This window comes from Lacimicrobium sp. SS2-24 (assembly GCF_002201535.1).
GTDB lineage: Bacteria > Pseudomonadota > Gammaproteobacteria > Enterobacterales > Alteromonadaceae > Lacimicrobium.
The window spans coordinates 335,129-358,989 of the sequence record NZ_NIWW01000003.1 but is presented as its reverse complement, the minus strand read 5'-3'; the positions used below and the strand labels follow the sequence as shown (position 1 = coordinate 358,989).

Annotated in this window: 23 protein-coding genes and 1 other RNA gene; 11 read left to right on the top strand and 13 right to left on the bottom strand. The window is 49.8% G+C overall.

The features are described from left to right. Positions 1 to 7: 7 nt before the first annotated feature. Both CCY32_RS07665 and CCY32_RS07660 read right to left on the bottom strand, forming a co-directional pair. Positions 8 to 283: a hypothetical protein gene (locus CCY32_RS07665; RefSeq protein ID WP_088330009.1), complete on the bottom strand. Its 276-nt coding sequence runs from the start codon at positions 281 to 283 to the stop codon at positions 8 to 10. Positions 284 to 329: 46 nt separating this feature from the next. Continuing rightward, positions 330 to 1,154, bottom strand: a complete 825-nt coding sequence (locus tag CCY32_RS07660) for an SAM-dependent methyltransferase (protein ID WP_168171450.1) — start codon at positions 1,152 to 1,154, stop codon at positions 330 to 332. Between the two features lie 415 nt (positions 1,155 to 1,569). Between CCY32_RS07660 and CCY32_RS17190 the strand changes: the two genes are divergently transcribed. From CCY32_RS17190 to CCY32_RS07625, 8 genes are all read left to right on the top strand, one after another. Further along, positions 1,570 to 1,740: a hypothetical protein gene (locus CCY32_RS17190; RefSeq protein ID WP_168171449.1), complete on the top strand. Its 171-nt coding sequence runs from the start codon at positions 1,570 to 1,572 to the stop codon at positions 1,738 to 1,740. Positions 1,741 to 1,768: 28 nt separating this feature from the next. Then, positions 1,769 to 2,197 carry a 50S ribosomal protein L13 gene (gene rplM / locus CCY32_RS07655; RefSeq protein ID WP_088330007.1) on the top strand — a complete coding sequence of 143 codons (429 nt, stop codon included), beginning with the start codon at positions 1,769 to 1,771 and terminating at the stop codon, positions 2,195 to 2,197. A gap of 13 nt (positions 2,198 to 2,210) precedes the next feature. Continuing rightward, positions 2,211 to 2,603, top strand: coding sequence for a 30S ribosomal protein S9 (gene rpsI, locus CCY32_RS07650; protein WP_088330006.1), 393 nt, complete (start codon positions 2,211 to 2,213; stop codon positions 2,601 to 2,603). A 330-nt stretch (positions 2,604 to 2,933) separates the two neighbouring features. Then, a complete protein-coding gene (gene petA / locus CCY32_RS07645) occupies positions 2,934 to 3,527 on the top strand; it encodes a ubiquinol-cytochrome c reductase iron-sulfur subunit (protein ID WP_088330005.1) in 594 nt (197 codons plus the stop codon). Between the two features lies 1 nt (position 3,528). After that, positions 3,529 to 4,797, top strand: a complete 1,269-nt coding sequence (locus CCY32_RS07640; protein WP_088330004.1) for a cytochrome bc complex cytochrome b subunit — start codon at positions 3,529 to 3,531, stop codon at positions 4,795 to 4,797. Continuing rightward, positions 4,794 to 5,528, top strand: coding sequence for a cytochrome c1 (locus CCY32_RS07635; protein WP_088330003.1), 735 nt, complete (start codon positions 4,794 to 4,796; stop codon positions 5,526 to 5,528). The genes CCY32_RS07640 and CCY32_RS07635 overlap by 4 nt, the downstream gene beginning before the upstream one ends. 132 nt (positions 5,529 to 5,660) lie before the next feature. Then, complete coding sequence (gene sspA / locus CCY32_RS07630) at positions 5,661 to 6,293, top strand: stringent starvation protein SspA (RefSeq protein ID WP_088330002.1); 633 nt, start codon at positions 5,661 to 5,663, stop codon at positions 6,291 to 6,293. Beyond that, complete coding sequence (locus CCY32_RS07625) at positions 6,293 to 6,688, top strand: ClpXP protease specificity-enhancing factor (RefSeq protein WP_210401699.1); 396 nt, start codon at positions 6,293 to 6,295, stop codon at positions 6,686 to 6,688. Before sspA ends, CCY32_RS07625 begins: the two co-directional genes overlap by 1 nt. A 65-nt stretch (positions 6,689 to 6,753) precedes the next feature. On the opposite strand, the gene CCY32_RS07620 is transcribed toward CCY32_RS07625, so the two are convergent. The 6 genes from CCY32_RS07620 to CCY32_RS07595 all read right to left on the bottom strand — a co-directional run bounded on the left by CCY32_RS07620 (position 6,754) and on the right by CCY32_RS07595 (position 15,552). Further along, positions 6,754 to 8,604: a prolyl oligopeptidase family serine peptidase gene (locus tag CCY32_RS07620; RefSeq protein ID WP_246840557.1), complete on the bottom strand. Its 1,851-nt coding sequence runs from the start codon at positions 8,602 to 8,604 to the stop codon at positions 6,754 to 6,756. A gap of 132 nt (positions 8,605 to 8,736) precedes the next feature. Next, positions 8,737 to 11,907: a TonB-dependent receptor gene (locus tag CCY32_RS07615; RefSeq protein WP_088330000.1), complete on the bottom strand. Its 3,171-nt coding sequence runs from the start codon at positions 11,905 to 11,907 to the stop codon at positions 8,737 to 8,739. Positions 11,908 to 12,254: 347 nt separating this feature from the next. Then, entirely contained in the window at positions 12,255 to 12,836 is a 582-nt protein-coding gene (gene dolP, locus CCY32_RS07610) for a division/outer membrane stress-associated lipid-binding lipoprotein (RefSeq protein ID WP_088329999.1), read from the bottom strand. Continuing rightward, complete coding sequence (locus tag CCY32_RS07605; RefSeq protein ID WP_088329998.1) at positions 12,829 to 13,425, bottom strand: SIS domain-containing protein; 597 nt, start codon at positions 13,423 to 13,425, stop codon at positions 12,829 to 12,831. The genes dolP and CCY32_RS07605 overlap by 8 nt, the downstream gene beginning before the upstream one ends. Beyond that, positions 13,422 to 13,781 (bottom strand): YraN family protein, encoded by a 360-nt coding sequence (locus CCY32_RS07600; RefSeq protein WP_088329997.1) that lies wholly within the window; start codon positions 13,779 to 13,781, stop codon positions 13,422 to 13,424. Before CCY32_RS07600 ends, CCY32_RS07605 begins: the two co-directional genes overlap by 4 nt. Next, entirely contained in the window at positions 13,768 to 15,552 is a 1,785-nt protein-coding gene (locus CCY32_RS07595; RefSeq protein WP_168171448.1) for a penicillin-binding protein activator, read from the bottom strand. Before CCY32_RS07595 ends, CCY32_RS07600 begins: the two co-directional genes overlap by 14 nt. An 84-nt stretch (positions 15,553 to 15,636) precedes the next feature. Between CCY32_RS07595 and rsmI the strand changes: the two genes are divergently transcribed. Then, the gene (rsmI, locus tag CCY32_RS07590) at positions 15,637 to 16,488 is read left to right on the top strand and encodes a 16S rRNA (cytidine(1402)-2'-O)-methyltransferase (RefSeq protein ID WP_088329995.1); all 852 of its coding nucleotides are present in this window, start codon (positions 15,637 to 15,639) and stop codon (positions 16,486 to 16,488) included. A gap of 24 nt (positions 16,489 to 16,512) precedes the next feature. On the opposite strand, the gene CCY32_RS07585 is transcribed toward rsmI, so the two are convergent. Together CCY32_RS07585 and CCY32_RS07580 are read right to left on the bottom strand one after the other, a co-directional pair. After that, complete coding sequence (locus tag CCY32_RS07585) at positions 16,513 to 17,964, bottom strand: hypothetical protein (protein WP_088329994.1); 1,452 nt, start codon at positions 17,962 to 17,964, stop codon at positions 16,513 to 16,515. 151 nt (positions 17,965 to 18,115) lie between these two features. Next, positions 18,116 to 19,717, bottom strand: a complete 1,602-nt coding sequence (locus CCY32_RS07580) for a methyl-accepting chemotaxis protein (protein ID WP_088329993.1) — start codon at positions 19,715 to 19,717, stop codon at positions 18,116 to 18,118. A 123-nt stretch (positions 19,718 to 19,840) separates the two neighbouring features. On the opposite strand from CCY32_RS07580, the gene rnpB reads away from it, so the two are divergent. Next, positions 19,841 to 20,200, top strand: an RNA gene (gene rnpB / locus CCY32_RS07575) — RNase P RNA component class A. A 199-nt stretch (positions 20,201 to 20,399) separates the two neighbouring features. Next, positions 20,400 to 20,795, top strand: coding sequence for a DUF3718 domain-containing protein (locus CCY32_RS07570; protein WP_246840556.1), 396 nt, complete (start codon positions 20,400 to 20,402; stop codon positions 20,793 to 20,795). Between the two features lie 268 nt (positions 20,796 to 21,063). On the opposite strand, the gene msrQ is transcribed toward CCY32_RS07570, so the two are convergent. The 3 genes from msrQ to CCY32_RS07555 are packed head-to-tail and all read right to left on the bottom strand — an operon-like array spanning position 21,064 to position 23,825. After that, on the bottom strand, positions 21,064 to 21,714 hold the full coding sequence (msrQ, locus tag CCY32_RS07565; RefSeq protein WP_088329991.1) for a protein-methionine-sulfoxide reductase heme-binding subunit MsrQ: 651 nt from the start codon (positions 21,712 to 21,714) through the stop codon (positions 21,064 to 21,066). Then, complete coding sequence (gene msrP, locus CCY32_RS07560) at positions 21,714 to 22,715, bottom strand: protein-methionine-sulfoxide reductase catalytic subunit MsrP (protein WP_088329990.1); 1,002 nt, start codon at positions 22,713 to 22,715, stop codon at positions 21,714 to 21,716. The genes msrQ and msrP overlap by 1 nt, the downstream gene beginning before the upstream one ends. A 57-nt stretch (positions 22,716 to 22,772) precedes the next feature. Beyond that, a complete protein-coding gene (locus tag CCY32_RS07555) occupies positions 22,773 to 23,825 on the bottom strand; it encodes a PLP-dependent cysteine synthase family protein (RefSeq protein ID WP_088329989.1) in 1,053 nt (350 codons plus the stop codon). Between the last annotated feature and the right edge of the window lie 36 nt (positions 23,826 to 23,861).

The window sequence follows — 23,861 nt, the reverse complement described above, 5'->3', positions numbered from 1 at the left end:
GCAGACCTCAGTGGGTTACTGTGCGGCCAATACGACCGATATTATTTTTATTGTCATCGTTACCAGCGGTGTTATCCAGCCCCTGCCAGTCGCCGGTTTGCTCAATCAGCGCCTTGGCCAGAGTCTGGCGCAGGTTTTCTTTATCCATGTTAAGGATGTTATCAATATCCTTAACGCCTGCTTGTTCTAACATAACGCGGCGGTTATCCTCGCTCAGGTTAAAGGTCTGTAGCTTATTGGTGTTGGTCGCCAACTCCAGATAGAAACGGCTTAAATTATCCATATCTTCTTCCTCTTCTTGCCATAGTATGTTGCCTGATTGCAACGCCTTACACCTCAATTTCTTCGTATTCATCCCAATGGCGAATGTCATCCTCATTCAGACCGAGCCATGCTAAGCGCTCAGCCGCAAAAGACGGTTCCTGACATGCTGGCACATAAAGCGTGGTAATAGTATTCACATCCGCCGGTGCCAGATCGGTCAGTGCCATCCAGTCCTTGCGGGGCTCAAAGCCCGGCAGGGTCGGAGCCTCGTATAAACACACCTGATGCTCTGGCGGATAGCTCTGTTGCAATAGTCGGCTTAAGGCTGCCAGGCCCTTTTTCCCGGGTTCGAACTTATCCATGCTGTGTTCACCGGTCAGCCCCAGTTGCCATAAAATCAGCGCCGCACTGTTATCGACATCTCTACGGGTGAGTAAAAAGCGGGTGGATTCATAGCTCTGACAGCCGGTATCGGCCGGATCAAGGCCTAAATCGGCGTATAAGCAGGCGTCTGCGGAGATGCCTGGTAACATGGTGACGGGGTAACCGCGTTCTGACAATACCCGGCCCGCCATGCGGGTAGACGAGACAAATACGCCAGGGTGGCCGTAAAACACCACACACACTGACTGGCCCTGCTGCACCAGTTCGATTATGCGAAGGGCCATTTGACGGTATATCTCTGGGCGTGAATAGCCCATATTGTAAAACCTGCCGAGGTGTTCTGTATTAGCGTTGAGCTGACGGATATGCTGAATCGACAGGGGGTTGGGGGCAACCAATAACACCGTTTCCGCCGCTTCAATAAGGCTTTGGGTTTCCAGTGTCATGTGGCCTGGGTGCAGTCCACACCCGGCTATGGTTAAGCGTCCGTTGTGCGTATCCTTCACGTTATAATCCCTTGCCATACCCTTATGCCATCACTGAAGAATAAGAAATATTCGATGGTGACGCAACACAAAGCACACCAAGCTGAATGAGACAATGTTTAGTGAAGTAAAAAAACCGGGCGGGCCATGGAGAACCCGCCCGGTAAATACCAATCATGTGAGGAATTGGTATGACTCCCAAGAAAGACCAGTAGACTTGAGGAGTAGTGCAGGTTCAATTTAATGCAAATGAGAATGGTTTGCAATAGCGTGGTTTGCTTTTTATTACGCACTACAGGAAAGGCATTATTCTTGGTAGCGTTGCAGAGCCAGACAAGTTTTCAGTTGTCAGTCCTCAGTGGGATTGTGCCTTTTGTAATTAAAGTAAGGCTTTGCGGTGGCTACTGAAAGCTGACGTCTGCAACCTGACCTCTTTATGCGCAAAATTTCTCCTCGCGTTTATTTTTTACTGCTGTATAATGCGCGCCCTGCCCAGTTACACGAGCCGCTTTGGGAAAGCGGAACAATCAGGATGCTCGAAGGGGCAATTCACCTGATTTTAGCAGCCTTGATGCTGGCGCAAGCCTTGCAGCAAGTGCACAAGTAACTAAATTTGAAATTTTGGGTAACGAGAAATGAAAACCTTTGTTGCTAAGCCAGAAACGGTAAAACGTGACTGGTTTGTGGTTGATGCCACAGACAAGACCCTTGGACGCCTGGCTACTGAAATCGCCCGTCGTCTGCGTGGTAAGCATAAGCCTGAGTACACGCCACATGTGGACACAGGTGACTACATTGTAGTCATCAATGCAGAAAAAGTTCGGGTTACAGGTAATAAGACTCAGGACAAAATGTATTATTCGTATTCAGGCTACGTAGGTGGACTGAAAGAGACCACTTTCGAAAAACTGCAGGCGCACAAGCCTGAGTTGATCATCGAAAGAGCGGTAAAAGGTATGTTGCCAAAAGGTCCTCTGGGCCGCGCGATGTTCCGCAAAATGAAGGTCTACGCTGGTTCTGAGCATGTGCATGCGGCTCAGCAGCCACAGGTTCTGGATATTTAAGGAGCATTGAGTAATGGCAGATAATCAATATTACGGCACTGGCCGTCGCAAAAGCTCCACTGCTCGCGTATTTATTCGCCCGGGCACTGGTAAAGTCACAGTAAACAGTCTTTCTCTGGAAGAGTTCTTTGGTCGTGAAACTGCCCGTATGGTGGTTCGTCAGCCTCTCGAACTGTTAGAGATGACCGATAAGTTTGACCTGTACATCACTGTTTCTGGTGGTGGTATCAGCGGTCAGGCCGGCGCCATTCGTCACGGTATTACCCGTGCACTGATGGATTACGACGAGGCCCTGCGCCCCGCGTTGCGTAAAGCTGGCTTTGTTACTCGTGACGCCCGTGAAGTGGAACGGAAAAAAGTGGGTCTGCACAAAGCACGCAGACGCCCTCAGTTCTCCAAGCGTTAATACGACAGTTTTGTTGTTATATAAAAACCCGGCATTTGCCGGGTTTTTTGTTTGTCTCATCCATGAGACTCACCCGCTTCGCGGGATAAGCGAAAGCTGTCCTAAAACTCTCCCGGAGTTTTAGTGCTTTTAGCAGCTAAATTTCTGCGGTTTATCCATTCATGCTAACTAATCTGTTGTTTTGTCCATCATTTCCTTGTGTTTTAAAGGGGTTTTCTTTTATCATTTCCGGCTAAAATCATAACCTCAGACTTTCCTGTCACAATTGCGCAGATAAAAATAAGACAATTGGCCTGGAAAGCACATAATCCAACCTTTGGAGTAAAGTGGATGAGTAATGCGCCAGTAGATAATGGGCGGCGCCGATTTCTGACCATCGCTACCTCGGTAGTAGGCGGAGTCGGAGTGGTAGGTGCCGCAGTGCCTTTTATCGCTTCCTGGAATCCCAGTGCCAAAGCCAAGGCAGCCGGGGCGGATGTGGAAGCTGATATCAGTAAGTTAGAGCCTGGTCAGATGTTGCGTGTTGAATGGCGCAGCAAGCCGGTGTGGATTGTCCGCCGCACCCCTGAGACCCTCGAATCTCTGGCTGCCCATGAAGACCAGTTACGGGATCCCGACTCCGAACAACCTCAACAACCTGAATTTGCAAAAAACCGATACCGGTCTCTCAAAGAAGAGTATCTGGTCGCACTGGGGATTTGTACTCACCTCGGTTGTTCACCACAGCACCTGAAAAATGGTGCCTTTGCCGAACAAGTGGAAGGTGTACCTGAAGGTTTCTTCTGTCCTTGTCATGGCTCTAAATTTGACATGGCTGGCCGTGTTTTTCAGGGTGTACCTGCCCCGCTTAATCTGGTGGTGCCCCCTTATTACTACATCGACGACAACACCATATTGATTGGTTCTGAAGAGGGGGCAGCCTGAGATGTCAAATAAACTGCTCGATTGGATTGAATATCGTATTCCTATGATGCGCGTGGCAAAAATGCACGCCATGGAATATCCCGCACCGAAAAACATGAACTTCTGGTATGTGTTTGGCTTCTTGGCCACCATCGTACTGATTAACCAGATCGTGACCGGTATCTGGCTGACCATGAGTTTTGAGCCTTCAGCAGAACGTGCCTTTGCGTCCGTTGAATACATCATGCGTGAGGTGGAGTACGGCTACATCCTCCGGTACATGCATTCTACTGGGGCCTCAGCGTTCTTTATTGTTGTATACCTGCACATGTTCAGAGGCATGATCTATGGCTCGTACCAGAAGCCCCGTGAATTGCTATGGGTCTTCGGCATGTTCATTTATCTGGCATTGATGGCTGAAGCCTTTATGGGATATGTGCTGCCATGGGGCCAGATGTCCTACTGGGGTGCTCAGGTTATCGTGTCTTTATTTGGTGCGATTCCTGTGGTGGGTGAAGACCTGGTAATCTGGATCCAGGGTGACTATGTTATCTCTGGCGCCACGTTAAACCGCTTCTTTGCCTTGCATGTAATCGCGTTGCCACTGGTGATTGTAATTCTGGTGTTCCTGCACATTGTTGCCCTGCATGAAGTGGGTTCCAACAACCCTGACGGCGTTGAAGTGAAGCGTAAGAAAGGTTCACTCAAAGAAGAAGAAAAGACCAAGTGGAAGATGCACGAATACTACACCAACAAGTACGATATTGTTGATGATGTGGTGCCATTCTTCCCTCATATCGTTCTCAAGGACCTGGTCGCGTTCACCATTTTCTTGCTGGGTTTTGCCTATGTCTTGTTCTTTAACCCGGAAATGGGAGGCTATTTCCTGGAGCATCCGAACTTCGAACATGCTAACCCGCTGAAAACGCCAGAGCATATTTTCCCTGTATGGTACTTTACGCCTTTCTACGCCATTCTGAAGGCGGTACCAGACAAGCTGGGTGGCGTTATCGCCATGTTCGCTGCGATTATCATGCTGGTGCTGTTGCCATGGATAGACCGCGGTAAGGTGAAATCCTGGCGTTATCGTAGTGGTATTCACAGATATAACCTGCTGGTGTTTGCCGCAGTCTTTGTGTTCCTCGGTTATTTGGGCGGTACGCCTCAGGAACCCTGGAAAATCACGGCCTCGCAGATCTGTACTTTCCTGTACTTTGGCTTCTTCGCCTTGCTATGGCTGTACAGTAAGAATGAGAAAACCAAGCCACTGCCAGAGAGGATTAGCAAATGAGAAAACTTGTCGTATTGCTGAGCTTTTTACTTCCTTCACTGGTGTTTGCCGCAGGCAGCAACTATCCGTTGGACAAGGCAGAGTATGATCTGACCGACAAAGCCTCTTTGCAGCGTGGTGCACAGATCTTTATGAATTACTGTATGGGTTGTCACCAGGCACAATACCAGCGGTATCAGCGTACCTTTGAAGATATCGGTGTACCGCTTGAACTGGGACAGGAAAATCTGCAGTTTACCGGTGAGAAGGTCGGTGACTACATGAAAGGCGCGATGCCCAAAGCCTCGGCTGAAAAATGGTTTGGTACGGCGGTACCGGATCTGACGCTGGTGGCACGAGTTCGCGGAGCCGACTGGCTATACACCTACCTGCGCACTTTCTATGTGGATGACAGTCGTCCCTTTGGTGTGAACAATAAAGTGTTCCCCGATGTGGGTATGCCCCATGTACTGCAAGAATTGCAAGGTGTTCCCTACGATAGCCATGAAGAGCGGATGATTGATGGTGAGATGAAAGAAGTCTATGCCGGAATTAAATCAGATGGTTCTGGTACGCTGAGTCCTGAGGAATATGATAAAGCGGTACTCGACCTGGTGAACTTCATGGTGTACCTCGGCGAGCCTTCGAGGCTGGAGGCCGAGAGTATCGGGCGCTGGGTTATCGTGTTTATTCTGGTGTTCTTCGTATTCGCCTATCTGCTGAAAAAAGAATATTGGCGCGATGTGCACTAATTAGGCAGTTTTTCAGGTATAATGGCGACACGCAATTTTTTAGGGGCAGTGTGCACGTTGACACTGCCCTTTTTATCGTTTTATGAATGGGCGTTAAGTAGCCCATTACTTTTGGGTTTTGGAGGAGTGTGAATGGCCGTTGCCACCAATAAGCGTTCAATTATGGCATTGTTCTCGGATACGCTGGATATATACAGCCATCAGGTACGTATTGTCCTGGCAGAAAAAGGCGTGGGCGTTGAAATCAGCTTCGTTGATCCGGCCAGCCTGCCGGAAGATTTGCTGGAGTTAAACCCATACGGTACCTTGCCAACCCTGGTGGATCGTGAACTGGTACTGTATCGCTCACACATTATTATGGAATATCTGGACGAGCGCTTCCCCCATCCGCCGTTGATGCCGGTTTACCCGGTGTCCCGAGGCCAGAGTCGCCTGATGATGCATCGTATAGAGCAGGATTGGTACAGTATTGCCGATCGCATTATGAAGAAAGAAGGTGATATTGCTACGGCTCGCAACGATTTGCGAGAAGGCATTTTGGCGCTGGCGCCACTGTTTGCTGACAACCCCTATTTTATGAGTGAAGAATTCAGTCTGATGGATTGTTATCTGGCACCGCTGTTGTGGCGTTTGCCGGCGCTGGGGATTGAACTGACGGGTAATGGCGCCAAAGACGTGAAGAACTATATGAACCGTATTTTTGAGCGTCCGTCCTTTAAAGCATCGCTGACGGATCAGGAACGCGAAATTCACAATCCGCTTTGATGGCAGTAATGACTTCGAACAAACCTTATTTGTTACGGGCCTTCCATGAATGGATTCTGGATAACGAGTTGACGCCGCACCTGGTGGTGGATGCCACGGTTGAGGGTACCCAGGTGCCGCAGGAGCATGTACGGGATGGTCAGATAGTGTTGAATATCTCCCCCTCTGCGTGCGGCAAATTACAGCTGAGTAATCTGGATGTCACCTTTGATGCCCGTTTCGGCGGAGTAGCACGCAGACTGCATATTCCCATGGCAGCCGTTATGGCTATCTATGCCAGAGAAAATGGCGCAGGGACGATCTTCACTGCGGAAGATGATGAGCCGGATAACACGCCGCCACCACCGGAGCCGCCACCTTCCAAAGGCAAACCACAATTAAAAGTGGTTAAATAATAATAGGTCTATAAAAAAAGGCGCCCTGAGGCGCCTTTTTTGTACCTGATGAATACAGGTTGTTCTCAGAAACACTTATTCTCAAGCCAATCCAGCATGGCGGAATAGAATTGTGTCTTGTGATTGTAATATAAGGTGTTGGAGAAGTGGTCGGCACCCTCTAACTCAACGTACTTATAATCCTTATTGTGTTCCTTCAGTTCTTCAACGAATAAGCGGCTGTGCTCTACCGGAACACGCTGATCGATATCACCGTGAACCACCATAATGGGCACATTGACTTTTTCTACCTGGTCCAGCGGTGAAACGCCTGAAATCGTTGGTCGCTGTAGCTCTCTAAGGAAGATACTGTCGTGCAGGGTGGCATTGATGCGTGCCAGATCACTGACGCCGGCTCCGGCGATGGTGCACTGGTAAATATTGTTTTCACGCATAGATCCGACAAATGCAGAATAGCCCCCATAACTCCAGCCAAACATGGCAAGACGTTTTGGATCGGCCAGGCCTTTTTCTACCAGGAACTGTGCGCCCTGATCCATGTCGTCCTGCATTTTCAGGCCCCACTCATTATCTCCGGCTATCCAATGATTCAGGCCATAGCCTTCAGAGCCACGAAATTGAGGCTGTATTACCAGATATCCATGATGTGCCAGTAACTGCGACCACTCATCATAGATCACGACATCACGGGCCCAGGGACCGCCATGAGGCATGACCACGGTGGGGTAAGGTTTTTCACCTTTAGAGGGAATGGTGACGTAGGCCGGGATCTTTAAGCCATCAGCAGCCTTGTAGCTGATGTATTTTACATCAGACAGGTGCTGCGGTTCGATAAGCGGAAAGACCTCACCCAGTTTACTCAGGGATTGCTTGTCCTGCAGCAGGTAGTACGTGCCGGGATCTTTATCTGAACGGGTATTGATCACAATGACATTGTCATCTTCAGAGCGACTGACCATACGCACAAACTTATCTTCAAACAGTGCTTCTATGGATTCCTGTAACGCCTGTTCTGCGGGGTCGGTAAAATAAACATCCGGGTGTTTGGTGGTAAAACTGAAGCCTAGTAAGGCACCTCTGTCTTCCTCCTTGCTACTGAGTACCACTGAACTTGCATCTACTGATTTCAGGCCAAACAGGCGCTCCGAGTATTCACCGGTTTTAATATCGTACAGATAGATACCGGCCTTATCTTCGCCCAGAGTGGCCTTTATGTAGACCTTGCTGGGACTCTCTTTTGAAAAGTAGAGAAAATCAAACACTTCCCGTTTCTTAGGAGAAATACTCTTGACCTTAACCCAGTCATCTTCTGTGGATGCACGGGCATACAGGTCAATGGTGGTATCTGCAGCATTAAAGCCCTGAGCAGCGCGAATCTCTCCCTGGTTATCAGGAATAAATCCACCACTGATTTCTGTGTTACCCCGAAGAACAGTGCGGCTGCGACCATTTTCAATGTTAAAACGGATGACATCGGGAATACGATTATTGTTGATATCGTATTCCAGCAGTATTTCATCTTCATCGCCCGGCAGTGAGCTTAGCAGTGAAAAGCTGGCCTGACTGTCACTTCTGAAGGGAACAAGCCAGTCGCCCTTGCCATCGGCATTGACAATGGCGTATTTACTAACCCAGTAGTTTTTGTTGCCATCCTGAATGTTCTGGCGAAAGCCTACCCCCAGCTTTTTATTGTTTAACCACTGGAACCCAGTGATCTCCATGCGATCCGCGCCCAGCCGAACGGGTTCGCCCTTGAGATTATCGACCTTACGCACCTCAATAATGTAATCGCCATTTTTACTGGTGGCTCTTAGCATTGCCAGCTGTTTGCCATCCCTTGATACGCTCACCTGCTGAATGGCAGGCAGCATGGCAAAGGCATCTAATGGCAGCGTCTGTTTTGCTGATGCAAACATTGAGATTAGGCCAAAAAGAGTAATAGAAACTAACTTGCTACATTTCATGACTTGCTCTTTTAGTGTTGAGTGAAAAAAAATAGCACCAACTGTAAGACAATTGGTGCTATTTAACCTGCTAATCGGTATTAATTAAAAATTCATACCGAAGTTCAAGTAGGCAGTACGACCGAAGAGGTCATAGCCAATACCCAGTGGGATGTTGTGCACAGAGAACACACCGTCATCGTCAGCTTTCGATGGTGCTTCATCGAAGACGTTACGGATACCAAAGGTCACGCTGTAGTTGTCTTGTGTGTAGTTCACAGCAACATCGTGACGATAGTAGTCTTCTGTATAGGGTACAGGACGGCAACCTATGTTGAGGCCATCACACGCCGCATTGGTCGGGTCGAACTCTTCTGGATCATCCAGCTCACCACCCTGAATAAAGCGGGTGATCCAGCTAACACGGAAGTCACTGTATTCGAGTGACAGGCGTGAATTGGCGCGCCATTCAGGGAATGCCGGCTCACCCACGTTGTCATCAACTGAGCCCAGAATATCAAACATCTGTTCTTTCATGTTGGTGGCTAACAGGTCAAAGGTCACGCCCAGGGTTTTCTCACCAACAATAAAGTCCTGACTATAGTAGACGTTGTAATCGATACCCCTGGAGGTTTCCAGCCCGGCGTTGATAAAGCTGGCATCCAGCAGTGTCATATCACCGTTTGCTTCACGGGTAATACGGCTACAGAAACCGCTGCTGCCATCAGGTATGTCAGGGTTGTCGTAGCACTGATCAACAATGTACTGGTTACCCGGCTCTACCACAGCGTTTACGATTTCAATGTCATACCAGGTAGCTGACAAGGTCAGATCAAAGGCATCACTGAAGGGCTGTTCAAATACCAGACCCCATGTTTTAGCGGTTGAGTTCTCTTCACTGAGTGTCTCAGAGCCACCCGTGCTGATTTCCACGTTGACCTGAGGCGTGTAGGTATTTTGCGCACTACCAATACCCAGGGAGGTAGGATCAACACCGTTGGCGATACAGGCATTAAGTACACGCTGCTGGCGGGTGTCGTTGCCTGCATTGTAAGTAGGTAAGGCGTTTGGATCTAATGGGTCACCGTCTCTTGCCGCGGTAGGTACAACGCAAGGATCGGTTACATCATTAAACCCTGTGGTGCCGTTCAGGAAGCGCTCGCGCAAGTTAGGCGCACGATACGAGGTTCCCTTGGTGCCGCGCAGTGTAAACCACTCTACCGGACGATAGACAGTTTTCAGGCTGTACGTCGTAGCAGGGTCGTAGTAGCTCTCATCTGTCCAGCGACCAGACGCGGTCACTGTCAGCTCTTCGGCAAATTTGTGACCACGTACCAGCGGCAGTTCAAATTCAGTGAAGATTTCCCTCAGATTACGCGAACCATCGGCTCCCTTATCTGAGAAGTAGTGCTGGATGAGGCCCTCAGAAGTTGCTTCGTTGGGGTTTGATTCAATTTCGTCTTTACGGAACTCGGCACCCAGTACGATCGGTACAATTTCATCGTTCCATGGCAAGCTCAACAAGTCACCGGTAATAAAGCCGCTGAACATGGTTTGCTTAACTTTGGTTTCCATATAGCGATCAGTAAACAGGTACGCAGCCTCTGCATCGGTGAAAGTACCGCCACCTTCCTGATAGATGTTAGGAGCAAACAGGTTTACCGGTACACAACCATCGGAGCCGTTACCACAGGTAATGCTGCCGTCGTCATTGAGTACTGAGGTGTTCAGTGAGTTGCTTAATCGTCCTCTGTGAACACCCTGAATGGTATTTTCACCCGTTGACGAGCTGTATGCTGCATGCACTTCATACACCCAGTTACCCATGCCGAGGTCATCCAGGGCGCCGATGTTACCTTCCAGGCCGGCTAACAGGCGATATTGAGAGACATCTACGTCGCTCTGGTCGCGATCACCGCGGATGTTAAGAATAGGCTGCGCCAGAACCCGACCGCCCTGTACACCCAGGAAGGACAGACAGTCTTGTTCAGCATAGATACCGCAAGGGTTGTAGGGGTTAGAAGCCGGTACCACCGGGAAGAACTGGCCACCGGGGCTAAAGGAGTCAGAATTTCTTTTGGCATACAGACCTTCGAAGAAGGCTCTGGTGTCGTTATCATCGCCGAAGCTGTAATCACCATTAACCATCACAGAGTAGCGCTTGTTGGCACTGATAAAGTCTCCAGAACGGTAATAGTCACTGCGACCATAAGCGTAGAAGGGGTCTTTGAAGGAAATATCCTGCAAGCCATCGCCATTGCCGTCAACGATTCCCGCATCGGCAATGCCATCTCCGTTGTCATCGACCGCTATCCAGCTAGGGTGGAAGCCGACAAGGCTGAATGGGATACCGGTTTCAGTGAAGTTATCGATACCGGTATTGGTGCTTCCGGGCGTGTAATACAAGCTTCCGTAAAAGTTGTTAAAAAATACACGGTTGGTCAAGGGGAAGATATCACAGGCGTCGTCTGGCAACGCTGATGGAGCCAAACCACGGTATTCGGACAGAATGTTACCCTGCTCATCTTCATAATGGAGCTCGGTACACTCTCCGGTGAAAGCGTTCTGAGCAATAGACTGTCTGCGCTGATTGTTGTATTCAGCACCAATGGTAAAGGACCACTTGTCAGAGGTTTTACCGTACATGAGTGAGAAGATCTCTTCTTCACCGCCACCGGCTTCAGGGTTGGAATAAGACCCTTCAAATTCGAATCCTTCCACATCCTGACGCAGGATGATGTTGGCCACGCCAGCAATGGCGTCTGAACCATAAACCGTTGATGCACCGTCAAAAAGGTTCTCAACTCTGTCGATCATCACACCCGGAATCAGGTTGAGATCGGCCGCTACGGGGGCACCGCCTACACCAGCAGGTGCAATACGGCGACCATTCATCAGCACCAGGGTTCTTGCTGCGCCCAGTCCACGAAAACCAATGGTAGAGCTTCCCGGACCGTTATCCAGTACAAAACCGCCAAAACTGTTGTCAATTTGCAGGCCTGAAGCCTGTGTGCTGGTTTGCAACATGTCTTCGGCATTAAACAAACCCAGTTCTCTTGACACTTCACCATCGATGACCTGGATGGGGGAGGCACTGGAGAATTCGGCGCGGCGAATACGGGAACCGGTAATGACCACTTTTTCTACCGGCTCTTCTTCGAGCGTCTCTTCTTCAAGTAAATCTTCTGCCTGAGCCAGAGCACCCGGCGCAATGGCCATGGAGCTTAGCAGCAATGAGTATTGAATCGCCTTCGCGACTTTGCTTTTTCTTATCATAGTGTTTCCCTGGAATACATTGACCCAACTGGTTGTTGGTGTGCTTTTTTATTTTGTAATCCGACTGATGCCACAGAAGTGGTAGGAGCAGTCAGACACCACAATTACGTTTTTATTACGAATGGTTCAAGAATTCAATATCCCGAAACACATTTGTAAAAAAATGTAATTTTAAGGCTGAAGATCAAAGTGCGCCCCTAGGCACAGGCGCACTTAGTTAGGAAAGAACCATTCAACTGGCCGATGTAAAGCTATACCCTAAAAAACTGGAATGATTTATTTACGTATTGGGTGGATGTGCTTATATCTTTTTGCATAAATATTGTTCTTTTTGGAATACTAATTCTCTAAAGATACTCGAATGCTTTGACCACACGCGCCACGCCATCGATGTTGCGAGCCACTTCCACCGCTTGATTCGACTCCTGGCGCGTAACCAGACCCATTAAGAAGACTTCAGAGTCTTCAACAATGACTTTAATATGCAGCCCATCAACGGATTTATCGGTGAGTAATACACTGCGGACTTTGGTGGCCAGCCAGATATCATGGGTGCGGGTTGAGGTGACTGTTGGCGAGCCGATGCGTATCTGGTTGTGCAACTTGGTTACATGGGGAAGAGATTCGGCAACCTGCTGCGCCTGGCGCTTTAAATCGTCATTGGGCGCCTGACCTACCAGTAATGTCACGCCGTTGAAAACATAGGCATTGATATGAGCGTATTTTTTCAGGTTGGCATTTTCATTCAGAGCCGTGTTGATGCGAGACGTTAAAGTCTTGTCATCTAACTGTGTTCCTACTGTACGCCGATCATGGGCAACCGCAGCCGCACCAACACCGGCTCCAACAACAACTGCAGCACATCCTTGCAGCAAAACCAGACAGATCAGTAGTAGGGGTAACAGGGTTATTTTTTTCACCTTATTCATCTCCGCTATGTTCGGGGAAAAGACAATTATCAATACCAGTGCAAAGAGTGTGAATGACCAGCTGATGCACCTCCTGAGTTCGCTGGGGCTTATTGGAAGGCACCCGGATTTCCAAATCATTGGGTCCGAGCAGACCGGCCATCTCACCACCATCCTGTCCTGTTAGCGCGATAATGCTCATATCGCGATTCAGTGCAGCCTCCATGGCCATAATAATATTGCGTGAATTGCCGTCTACAGAGATGGCCAACAAGATATCGCTACCCTGACCCAATGCCCGGATTTGACGGGAATATATTTCATTATGGCTATGGGTTTCAGCTGCAGAGCTTAACGTGGCAGCGTCACTCGATAAGGCCAGCGCAGGCAGGCTAGGGCGATCCCCTTCAAAGCGGGTAAGCAAAAGTGATGCAAATTGCTGCGCATCCATAGCGGAACGTCCACATCCACAACAAAGGATTTTGTTTCCGGAAATCAGGGCCTGAACCATCATATAGGTTGCTTTTTCTATGGCTTCAGGCAGCACTTCGATGGCGGCGATCTTGGTTTGTATACTCTCAGTAAAGCTGTCTCTGATCGCATCTATCATAATTGTTTTATCCATTGGATGTGTTTGCCGGTGATGGCAATGAGATCAATTCTGTGAGGAACGAGTGCCGGATTCAGCCCTTTTTGCTGCATATATTGAAACATGGCCGATTCAAATTTCCTGCGTTTTTTTGTATCAAAGTATTCTGCAGGGTGTCCGAAGTGGGTGCGAGAACGATATTTCACTTCAACAAATACCCATTCATGGTGATCCTGCATGATTAAATCGATTTCGCCCGACCGACAGCGATAGTTTTTTATCACCAGTTGCAGTCCCTGAGTCTGAAGGTATTTGCAGGCCCGGGTCTCAGCATCTTGTCCCAATATTGCCGACAGGCGTTGCTTAATTTCCCTCAAAGGCCACAACCCTGTCCTGTTCAATTTTACCGAAAGGCAGACGGCGGATCACGCGATGCATCCGATCCAGAGTCAACTCCCCGGTCAGCCCCTGCACGAAACGCCCCTTAAGCTGACGCAGTGGCATCAGGTCAGGCACAAGGTTATAGGCATCGTAGCCCATGGCAAACAACCGGTTCTGACTGTCGTTACGATCCGGCCATAATGCGTTTGCCGTTGCTTTGAATTCACTGTTTTTGCCCGGCAACATCCATGGCATGTCCACGAAAACCAGGTTGCGCAGATCCCTTAGGCTGTTGTTGCTGAGTTCCTGGCTAAAGCTGCGACTGCTGGCAAACACAGGGATAATACTGGCAAAGGGACTGATGCTGGATTCGATCATGGGGTTAAGTAATTCGGTTTGTGACGGATTGGCAAAGACCACGATGGCATCCACGTCACGTCGATTACGGGCAAAGCTATACACTTCCTTATTGACCAACCGCTCGACCACCCGGATGCGTCGTTCACTCTGGTCGATGCTGAGTACTGCATCCACCGCTTCGCGCATACTTTTATTGTCTGTGAAGGTAAACAGCTTGGGGCGCCGACGTTCCAGTTTCTGCCACTGTTGGATGAAATGTTCCGCCATGCGTTCATATAGAGGCCTGCCTGTCGTTATTAATACCGGCATCCCATAGCCTTCGCTGTGCAAGTAGCTGGCAAGTTGCTCGGCCTCATCTTCCGGCGCCAGCGAATAGAAGTAATGATGAGGAGCCGGATTCTCTGTCTCTACCCTGTTGAGCATCAGGGCAGGGGTGGACTCGGGCAATTGGCTGAGGATTGTCGGAATATTCTCTCTGAGTAGCGGACCAATGACGAAGTCATGTTCTAATGCCAGTTGCTGGACCCGGGTTTCGTCGAGCAAGACGGAATCATAAAAGCTCAGTTGAGGCTTATCTGTTTGGGAGTTTACAAAATAGGCCGCCAGCATGCCTTCTTTCAAGGCTTGTCCCTGATTGCCAAGACGCCCCGATAGGGGCAGGATAACGGCAACCCTTTGTGGCGCATAGGGTTGCTGGAGTTGTTGTAAAGATCTCGGCAGGGGCAGGTCAGGATAACGTTGCTGCCATTGTTCCACTTGCCATTGCAGGTCACTTACCGGTGCCTGGCGACTGATGTGACTGAGTTCCATCCAGGGAGACAAATAATCTGAGGTTGTTACTGTGGTGCGCAGTGGCTGACTATCTACTTTTTCCAGTAACGACCATATTTGTGGATAAAGAGTGTCTGCCGCAGCAGGATCCAGGCTTAGCAATTCCGCTAAATCATTGGCCGCTGACAGATAGTCTCTGCGATAGGTTGCCAGGGCCGCGCTGAGTTTCAGTCTGGCGGGCAGAATTTGTAACTGCCTGCTCACTTTTTCCAGACTGGCTGCCGCCAGTTCCGGTTTTTCCAACTCAAGTAAGCATTCACTTCTTAATAACCTGGCCTGATCAACTTCGAGGTTGTCACGCAGTTCTGGCAGCAAGGGCCTTAGCACCTTTAACACCGTCTCACAGCGCCCTTCCTGATGCCAGGCTTTAACTGCCTGCAATAACAGTCCCGCCTGTTGAGGTGCGGGTGCCTGCCTGGCCTTTGCATAGAGCTCTTCAGCACTGACTGTTTCCGACTGTCGGGGGGATTGTGGTAGCTCTGTTACCCGATCCCTAACCCGGGTGTCAGGTGCCGAAGCACAGGCACTCAACAAGGTGATCGTGAGGCATACTGTCAGATTACGCAAATTTAGCATTGGCAGTGTTTCAACTTCCTGGCGAAATATCATGGCTGCTAGTTTATGATGTGGCTTGCGGGAACACAATCAAAGGGTTAACACGTGAGCACAGAATCTGCGCCGGATGTCGGAACGTTATACATAGTCGCCACGCCAATCGGCAATTTGGCAGATATCAGTCAAAGGGGCCTGCAGATTCTCCAGCAGGTCGCAGTGATTGCGGCTGAGGACACACGCCATAGCAAAGGGCTGTTGGATCACTATCGTATTTCTGCTCGCTTGTTATCTTTGCATGATCACAATGAGGCCCAGAGAGCACAGCAATTACTGGTTAAGCTTCAACAAGGGCTGGACATTGCCCTGATCAGTGATGCCGGGACGCCGTTGATCAGCGACCCAGGCTACCATCTGGTCAACCTTTGCCGCTCACAAGGCATCCGGGTCGTACCGATTCCCGGAGCATGCGCTCTGATTGCGGCGCTGTGTGCCAGTGGTTTACCCACCGATCAGTTTGCTTTCTATGGTTTTTTGCCAGTAAAAGAGATGGCTCGCCGCGAACAGTTATCCCGTCTGAAAAATGCAAAGGGCACAGCGGTGTTTTATGAGGCGCCAAGACGGATACTGGACACCGTCTTATTATTAATTGAAGAGGTCGGAGAAGACCGTACTCTGGTACTGGCGAAGGAGCTGACCAAGACCTTTGAGACCTTTAAAAAGGGCCCGGCTGCAGAAGTGGCGACGTGGCTGCAGGCCGACCCTGTGCACCAAAAAGGTGAGTTTGTGCTGATGGTAGGGCCAGGTGAAGAAGAGAGCGGTAAAATGCCGGATGAGGCGATTAACCTCTTGATGAGCCTGACGAAAGAACTGCCACTTAAAAAGGCTGCTGCCATTACCGCAAGCCATTATGGTTTGAAGAAAAATGCCCTGTATCAACTTGGGTTGCAGCTTCAATAGGAAAGTGGCCGCCCTGAGCAGGATCTAATTGGTCTTCGTGGCTTTTTTATTCCACAGATTCTGGTGCTTAGCGTATGAGAAGTAGGTATAGGGATGCCAGCACTTGGGTAACAGATCCAGCTCTTTACGCTCTTCGAAATTGGATACCAGCTTACTCAGAATCTCCAGTAGTCGCTCTTTACTCATGCGCTCCAGCTTTTTGCGGGCTTGTGGGTAGTAAAGATTATTCTCTGTTCCAACCCGGATGCCCTGACCGAATTGTGTAAAGGTGAGACTTTTGGTGGCGGTGCGACAATGAGGCACCTGAGGGTTATTCGGATACAAGCTGGTGACGATGGCATATTCATAGCGGTCGAGATCCCGTCGATCGGAATCTTTAGGGATATAGGTTACCCCAAAGCCTTGTGGGAAGTACCCCACAATACGCACAAAACTGTCGACTGCGGTTTTATTCAGTGCCCCTTTTTCTGCCGCCTTTTCAAGCACCATGGCGGCCTTTGGCAGTGACTCATACTCGTAAACACTTTTGGTAGACAATACAACAGAGGCATATACCTGAGGCACCTTGAGCAGGTTGCCGATGGATTGTTGGGGATCCAGTGAGGACTTTAACAGGGTAAAGATAAACTTGAGCTTCTCGTCTTCATTTTGATTGAACTCATCCCGTTCCTCTTTAGAATTTCCCACGTAGGCGTTTTTACCCAGTCCTGTTTTCATGTAGGTCAGGGTCTGTTGATAGCTAATCTTGAGCAGACTAAGACGCTGTTCCTTTTCCAGCACTCTGAACTCATTCATATCGCCGTTAGGGCCTTTAAGAATACGCTGTGCATCAGGATGATACTGGCCGACGTCCTGCATCAGGGCCGTCATTAATAACGGAATCTGCACATGGTTACGATAAGGGCACGTAGCAAGTTCGTCTTTGTCTTTCGGATTCGCGATACGATGTTCAGCATGCTTGAGCACATATTGGTTGCTGATTTGCTTATCGGTGAGCATGCGCTCCAGTAACAGTAGGCTCAGCACGGCCTTGTAAAGATGTTTGCTGCGCTGATTAAACTGGCCAACCTTGCGATTCTCTGTGGGTGTGATCAGGAGCAAGGTACCCAGTAACCTGGCACAATGGCGTTGGGTTTCCTGCTCATCTTTACCCGTTGCCAAATGTAGGATCTGCTCGCACAGTTGCAGCAGGCTATGTAGTCGTTCAATCCGGTTTTCTTTGCGTTTTTGCTGAAAGGCCTTGAGATTGTGTTGTGCTTTTTGCTGACGTGTCTCAGCGCCTTTCTTGTCTGCCTCGGTGGCCGCTTTTAACTGACTGTTTAACTGCACCAACTTTTCATCCTCGGCAGCCTGTGCAGCGAAGTAGTCGGCAGCCTGTTCATACAAGGAGTCTTTTATCGGCGTGACATCATGGATCTTACTGATCAGAGTACGCAATTCTTTGGTGTAGCGGCTTTCGCCAACGGTCTCACTCATAGTGCCGAATTATTCCGATAAATTAATTTTACAGATTCAATAGCTTAGCAGAGAAACGCTGCAGCGCCGATCTGTCTGTCGTTATCGGGCTGCAGGCTTAGGCTGAAAAAAAGATACCTGAGACAGGTACAGTTATCTGTCCGGGTGTTAATCAGTAGCGGAAGCGACTGACCGCTTTACCCAACTGCCCGGCCAGTGTTTGTAACTGGTGCGCTGTCGCACTGGTATGTTGCGTGGCCTCTTTGTTCTGTTCGGTCATGGATGAGAAGCGCTCAACATGTTTTGCGACTTCGTCGCTGGCCTGATTCTGTTCGCTCAGGGCATTGCTGATATCCTGTACCACACTCAGCACCCGATCAAAGCTTTCCCTGATTTCCCTGATCGCAATACCAGTCTGATCTGCCAGTTCCACCCCTTCTTCGACCTCTTTTACACCACGTTCCATCTGTTGCACTGTACCCTGCGTACCTTGCTGGATGCGTCCTACCATGGTTTCAATTTCATCGGTTGACTCGCTGGTGCGTTGTGCCAATGTGCGGACTTCATCCGCCACCACCGAGAAGCCACGACCCTGCTCGCCGGCACGGGCCGCTTCAATCGCGGCATTCAGCGCCAGCAGGTTGGTCTGATCAGCGATGGACTTGATGACATTGACGATGGAACTGATTTGCTCAGATTGCTTGCCCAATTCCACCACCTGCGCAGAAGCATCACGCACAACATCATTGATGCGTTTCATTGCCGCCACCATTTTCTCCATGATCTGCGCACTTTGCTCGGCACTGGAGCCGGATTCGGTGGCAATGCTGCTGGCTTCCTGGGCATTTTCGGAGACATGACGGATGCTTTCACTCAGCTCCTGAATTGAAGCGGCAATAGAATCACTGGAGTTGGATTGCTCATCAGAAGAGACCGAGAGTTGCTCGGCGGTGCTGGATACTGACTGACTGGCATCGTTAAGTTCTGTGGAGGCTTTCCCTATTTGTTGCATCATCTGACGCAGCTGTGTCTGCATGTGATTCATGGCTGAAAGCAGCTCGGCAATTTCATCATTGCCGCTATCATCAATATTTGTATCCAGTTTGCCATCGGCAACATCTGTGGTGACCTGCATGGCAATATCCAGGCGTTGTTTAAGCTGGCGGCTGAATAACCAGGCAGCCCCCGCCGCGACCAGAATCACCAGAATGCCGCCCACAATGGCAGCGGTCTGAGTGGTGAATGACGCGCTGTTGGCATCTTCAGAGCGCTGTTCGAGGAGTCGCTGCTCAACACCGATAAACTCGTCCAGCTTAGCGCGGATTTTTTCCATCCGGTCCTTTCCTTCGCCACGGGCAACGAATCTGGAGGCTTGTTCCAGTCCTATGGCCCTGAGAGAAATGCCCGGGTCGATGGCATTTTCCAGCCATTCTTCATACATGGCCCTGACTTCATCCAGGCGTTTTTGTTGCTCCGGGATATCGGCTACCAGTTGACGTAATGTCTTAAGGTTTTTCTCTACCCCGGCTTTACCGTCATCATAAGGTTGCAGGAAGGCTTTATCATTAGTAATCACATAACCACGCTGACCGCTATCGATACTAAGTAGGTGTTTGACGATGTCTTCGGCATCATTGACCACCCGTAGTGTATGGTTGGTCATGTCTGTCGCTTCGCGCATACCGGATAGGCTGACGGAAACGGAAATGGTGAGAATGATCATCACCAGAACGATGAAGCCGAATGCCGCGATGAGTTTTTGTACCAGATTCATTGTCTTAGCAACTCCTTGATGAGTGTATTGTTAGTATCGGCGGAACTTGGTTATCTTTCACCTTCTTTTTTAATCTACCTGCTCTGATGGCCTTTGTCAGGTAAAGACGTTAGAATCGCCGCCGGAGTTGGCCAGACAATCGCCGCTATGTTGCCTTAGGGCCACACAGGGGAGGAAAGTCCGGGCTCCATAGGGCAGGGTGCCAGGTAACGCCTGGGCGGCGCGAGCCGACGACAAGTGCAGCAGAGAGTAGACCGCCAACCCCGGCTTGCCGGGCGGTAAGGGTGAAAGGGTGCGGTAAGAGCGCACCGCGCAACTGGTAACAGCTTGTGGCAAGGTAAACTCCACCCGGAGCAAGACCAAATAGGGTTCCTTGGCGCGGCCCGCGTCGGAACCGGGTAGGTTGCTTGAGCCAGTGAGCGATTGCTGGCCTAGACGAATGATTGTCCTCGACAGAACCCGGCTTATCGGCCAACTCCCCCCTTTTTCTAACCATGATCCACAGTATCATGGCCTTCCTGAGCGGCGCTCAGTGGCAGTGCCTTGCGTGACTGGCACCACAAACAGATGGGTATGAATTGCTATACATAGGTACTGGCAGGCGTATACCAGCCCTGCTGATATTGGCGTATTCTTGTCTGCGTCAAGACCGACTACACCTTATTTGTTAAGAGGCTCCACCATGAAAAAGTCAGCTATTGCATTGTTCACTACTTTGGCCTGTGTTGCGTTTTCCCCTGTCAGTCAGGCAGACATCAATGATGATCTGGCTAACATCTGCACTATCGTTAAGAACGATGACAAGTCTGAGCTGCGTAAGAAGCTCAAGTCTGTGCAGGACGATTACAAATTGCGTCTCGGCGATTATTACGGCGGCATCAGCTGTGGTGGCAGTAGCCTGATTCGCTACGCGATGGAGAATGGTTCTGTTGAATCTGGCGTGTACATGATTAAGCGCATGAGTAAGTCTGACCTGTCAGTGGCCGAAAAAGATGGTATGGCACTTAAAGACTGGGCAGAAGCCAACGGCCATATCGCCACTGAAATTGGTAAAGAGTTACTGTCCAGAATCAGTTAATTAAGGGCTGGCCCTGCTAGGGCTGTCTCAGAGAATGGCGAATTAAGTGGTAGACACCCTGTGTCATCAAATCTTCAGGATTCCAACAATAAGTTGCCCGCGGCAACACCGAATTGGACATCACTCTTCTGAAGGTCTTGACGCCTCTTAATTCAGGAGAGTGAATTGTCCAATCCCTTAAGAGCCCCGCAAAAGCGGGGCTTTTTTTATGTCCAGGGAAGGACGGTATGCCGGGGCTGTCGGGAACCACGTCGATTTTGAGCCATGTTCATCCTGAGTGTTCGCGCCGGTGCCGGACACTGCGTTGACTACGTCGCAATGCGCGCAACAACTTATCCTTCCTAAGGCTCAACAAAACCGCGACAAACAGAATATACAGCGAAGGCTCAAGGATATTGGATTTGACTGACCAGATATAATGCAGTGCCACCAGAGGTGCAGCCAGGTAAATGCCGTTATGCAGTGTCTGCCAGTGACTTCCCATTTTACGTTGGAGGGCTTTTGTGGAGGTGATGGTCATGGCCAATAATATCAGCCAGGCCGCCATACCCACGGTAATATAGGGACGTTCGATAATTTCTGACAGCAACAGGCGCCACTCGAGTTGCAGCTCAAACAACAAGAAACTGCCCAGATGTAAAAACCCATAGAAGAATGCGTACAGACCCAGAAGACGCCGGAAACTCATAAACTGAGCCTGACGGAATAACTTGGCCAGGGGTGATATGCACAGAGATATCAGCAGCAGATTAAAGGCGCCGATACCCGTAAAGTGGAGTACCGCTTCTACCGGATCGCCGCCCAGTTGATCCGTGGTCGCCTGGTAATACACCAGCAGCGCCCAGCTGAGGCAAATCAGGTGGATGAGTGTTTTGGCCAGCACCACGTGCCAGGGTAGTATCCGGAACTTCAGGCCCATCAGTACTGACGTCTCAAATCCATGCCCTGATACAAGGACGCCACCTCATCATATCCGTTGAACAGCTGAGTATCGATACGGTTATTAGATAGCAGTCCACCTTTGGTAATGCGCCGCTCTCTGGCCTGGCTCCAACGCGGGTGATCCACTTGTGGGTTCACATTGGCATAAAAGCCATACTCATTGGGTGCCAGCAAATTCCAGGTTGTCGGGGGGCTGGACTCCACCAGACGAATTCTGACGATGGACTTAATGCTCTTAAACCCATATTTCCATGGCACCACCAGTCTTATCGGGGCGCCGTTCTGAGGAGGTAAGGTTTTACCGTACAGCCCCACTGACAAAAGTGTCAGTGAGTGCATGGCTTCATCCAGCCGCAGGCCCTCTACATAGGGGTAATCAATGCCGCCGCCCACGAAGGGGTTGCGCTGCCCCGGCATTTGTTCAGGATCATACAGGGTTTCAAAGGCGACATATTTGGCGCTGCTGAGTGGTTTTACCTGTTGCAGCAGAGATTTCAGTTCAAAACCAATCCAGGGGATCACCATTGACCAGGCCTCGACACACCTGAGCCGATAAATGCGCTCTTGTAATTCGAAGCGGGTGAAGAGATCGTCGTATCCCAGGGTCATGGGCTCTTCGACTAAACCGTCTATCCTGACCTGCCACGGGTTCACTTTAAATTCCTGTGCGTTTTCTTTGGGATCCCGCTTATCAGTGCCAAATTCGTAAAAGTTATTGTGGCTGATGACTTTGGCTTTTGGGGTTAATACCTCTGCACTCTCAGACCCGGGGGTGTACTCCAGGTCGCGGGTCTGGAACCTCTTCTCATTGTCATCACCAAACAGATTAATGGCTGCGGCCCCCGGACTGTTGGCTAACAGCGCGCCGGCGCCAACGAATCCCATCTGTTTGAGCAACTGACGACGATTTAAAAAGATGTCCTCATCTGTGACCTCATTTTCACGACAGTCACCGGGCCGGGCGATTTTGATTAACATGGCTGTTTTCCTCTGTCCTTACTATGACGTTACTAACAAAGACAGGGAAAGTGGACGCTAGCTTTCTTCGCCGACCATCCTTTTTAGTTGCACGTCATATTTTTCTGTTTCACCAATATGGTTGCTGACCCACTGTGGATTGTAATAGGTGTCCAGATACCGCTCACCACTGTCACATAACAGGGTAATGATTGAACCCGGACGCCCCGCGTCTTTCATCCGTTGAGCCTTTTGCAAGGCCCCCCACATATTGGTTCCTGTCGAGGGGCCGACTTTTCGTCCCAGTACCCTTTCCAACCAGTTCATGGTGACGATACTGGCGCCATCCGGCACCTGTAACATCTCATCCACCACGGATGGGACAAAGGAGGGCTCTACCCTGGGTCTGCCTATACCTTCTATCTTACTGCCAATGGAAGTCAGCCGATCATTGCCGGAGTGATAAAAAGGATAGAAAACGGAATTATCAGGGTCGACCACCAACAACCGTGTGTTAAAACACTTGTAACGAATATAACGTCCAATGGTTGCACTGGTGCCTCCGGTGCCCGCGCTCATAACTACCCATTCCGGTTGCGGGAAACGTTCGTAATGCATTTGCTCAAACATGCTGCAGGCGATGTTATTGTTTCCCCGCCAGTCCGTTGCCCGTTCAGCATAAGTAAACTGATCCATGTAATGACCCTTTAAACTCTCGGCTAATCGTTGAGACTCGGCATAGATTTGGTCGCTCTTATCAACGAAATGGCATTGCCCGCCATAAAATTCTATTTGCTGAATTTTGCGGGCGGCCGTGTTTTTTGGCATCACTGCAATAAAAGGCAGCCCCAGCAACCTGGCAAAATAGGCTTCAGAGACCGCAGTACTGCCCGAGGACGACTCAATAATGGGGGTGTCCTGACGGATCCAGCCATTGGTGAGCCCATAAAGATACAAGGAGCGAGCGAGTCTGTGTTTGAGGCTGCCGGTTGGATGAGTGCTCTCGTCCTTAAGGTAAAAATCAATATCTGCAAAGGCATCGAACTGCAGTTTAATCAGATGTGTGTCTGAAGAGCGTTGAAAGTCAGCTTGTATGGTCTCAATGGCATTGTTGGCCCAGGCCCTGCTCATAGATGTACCCCTTTATGGTTTGGCCAGACAAAATGT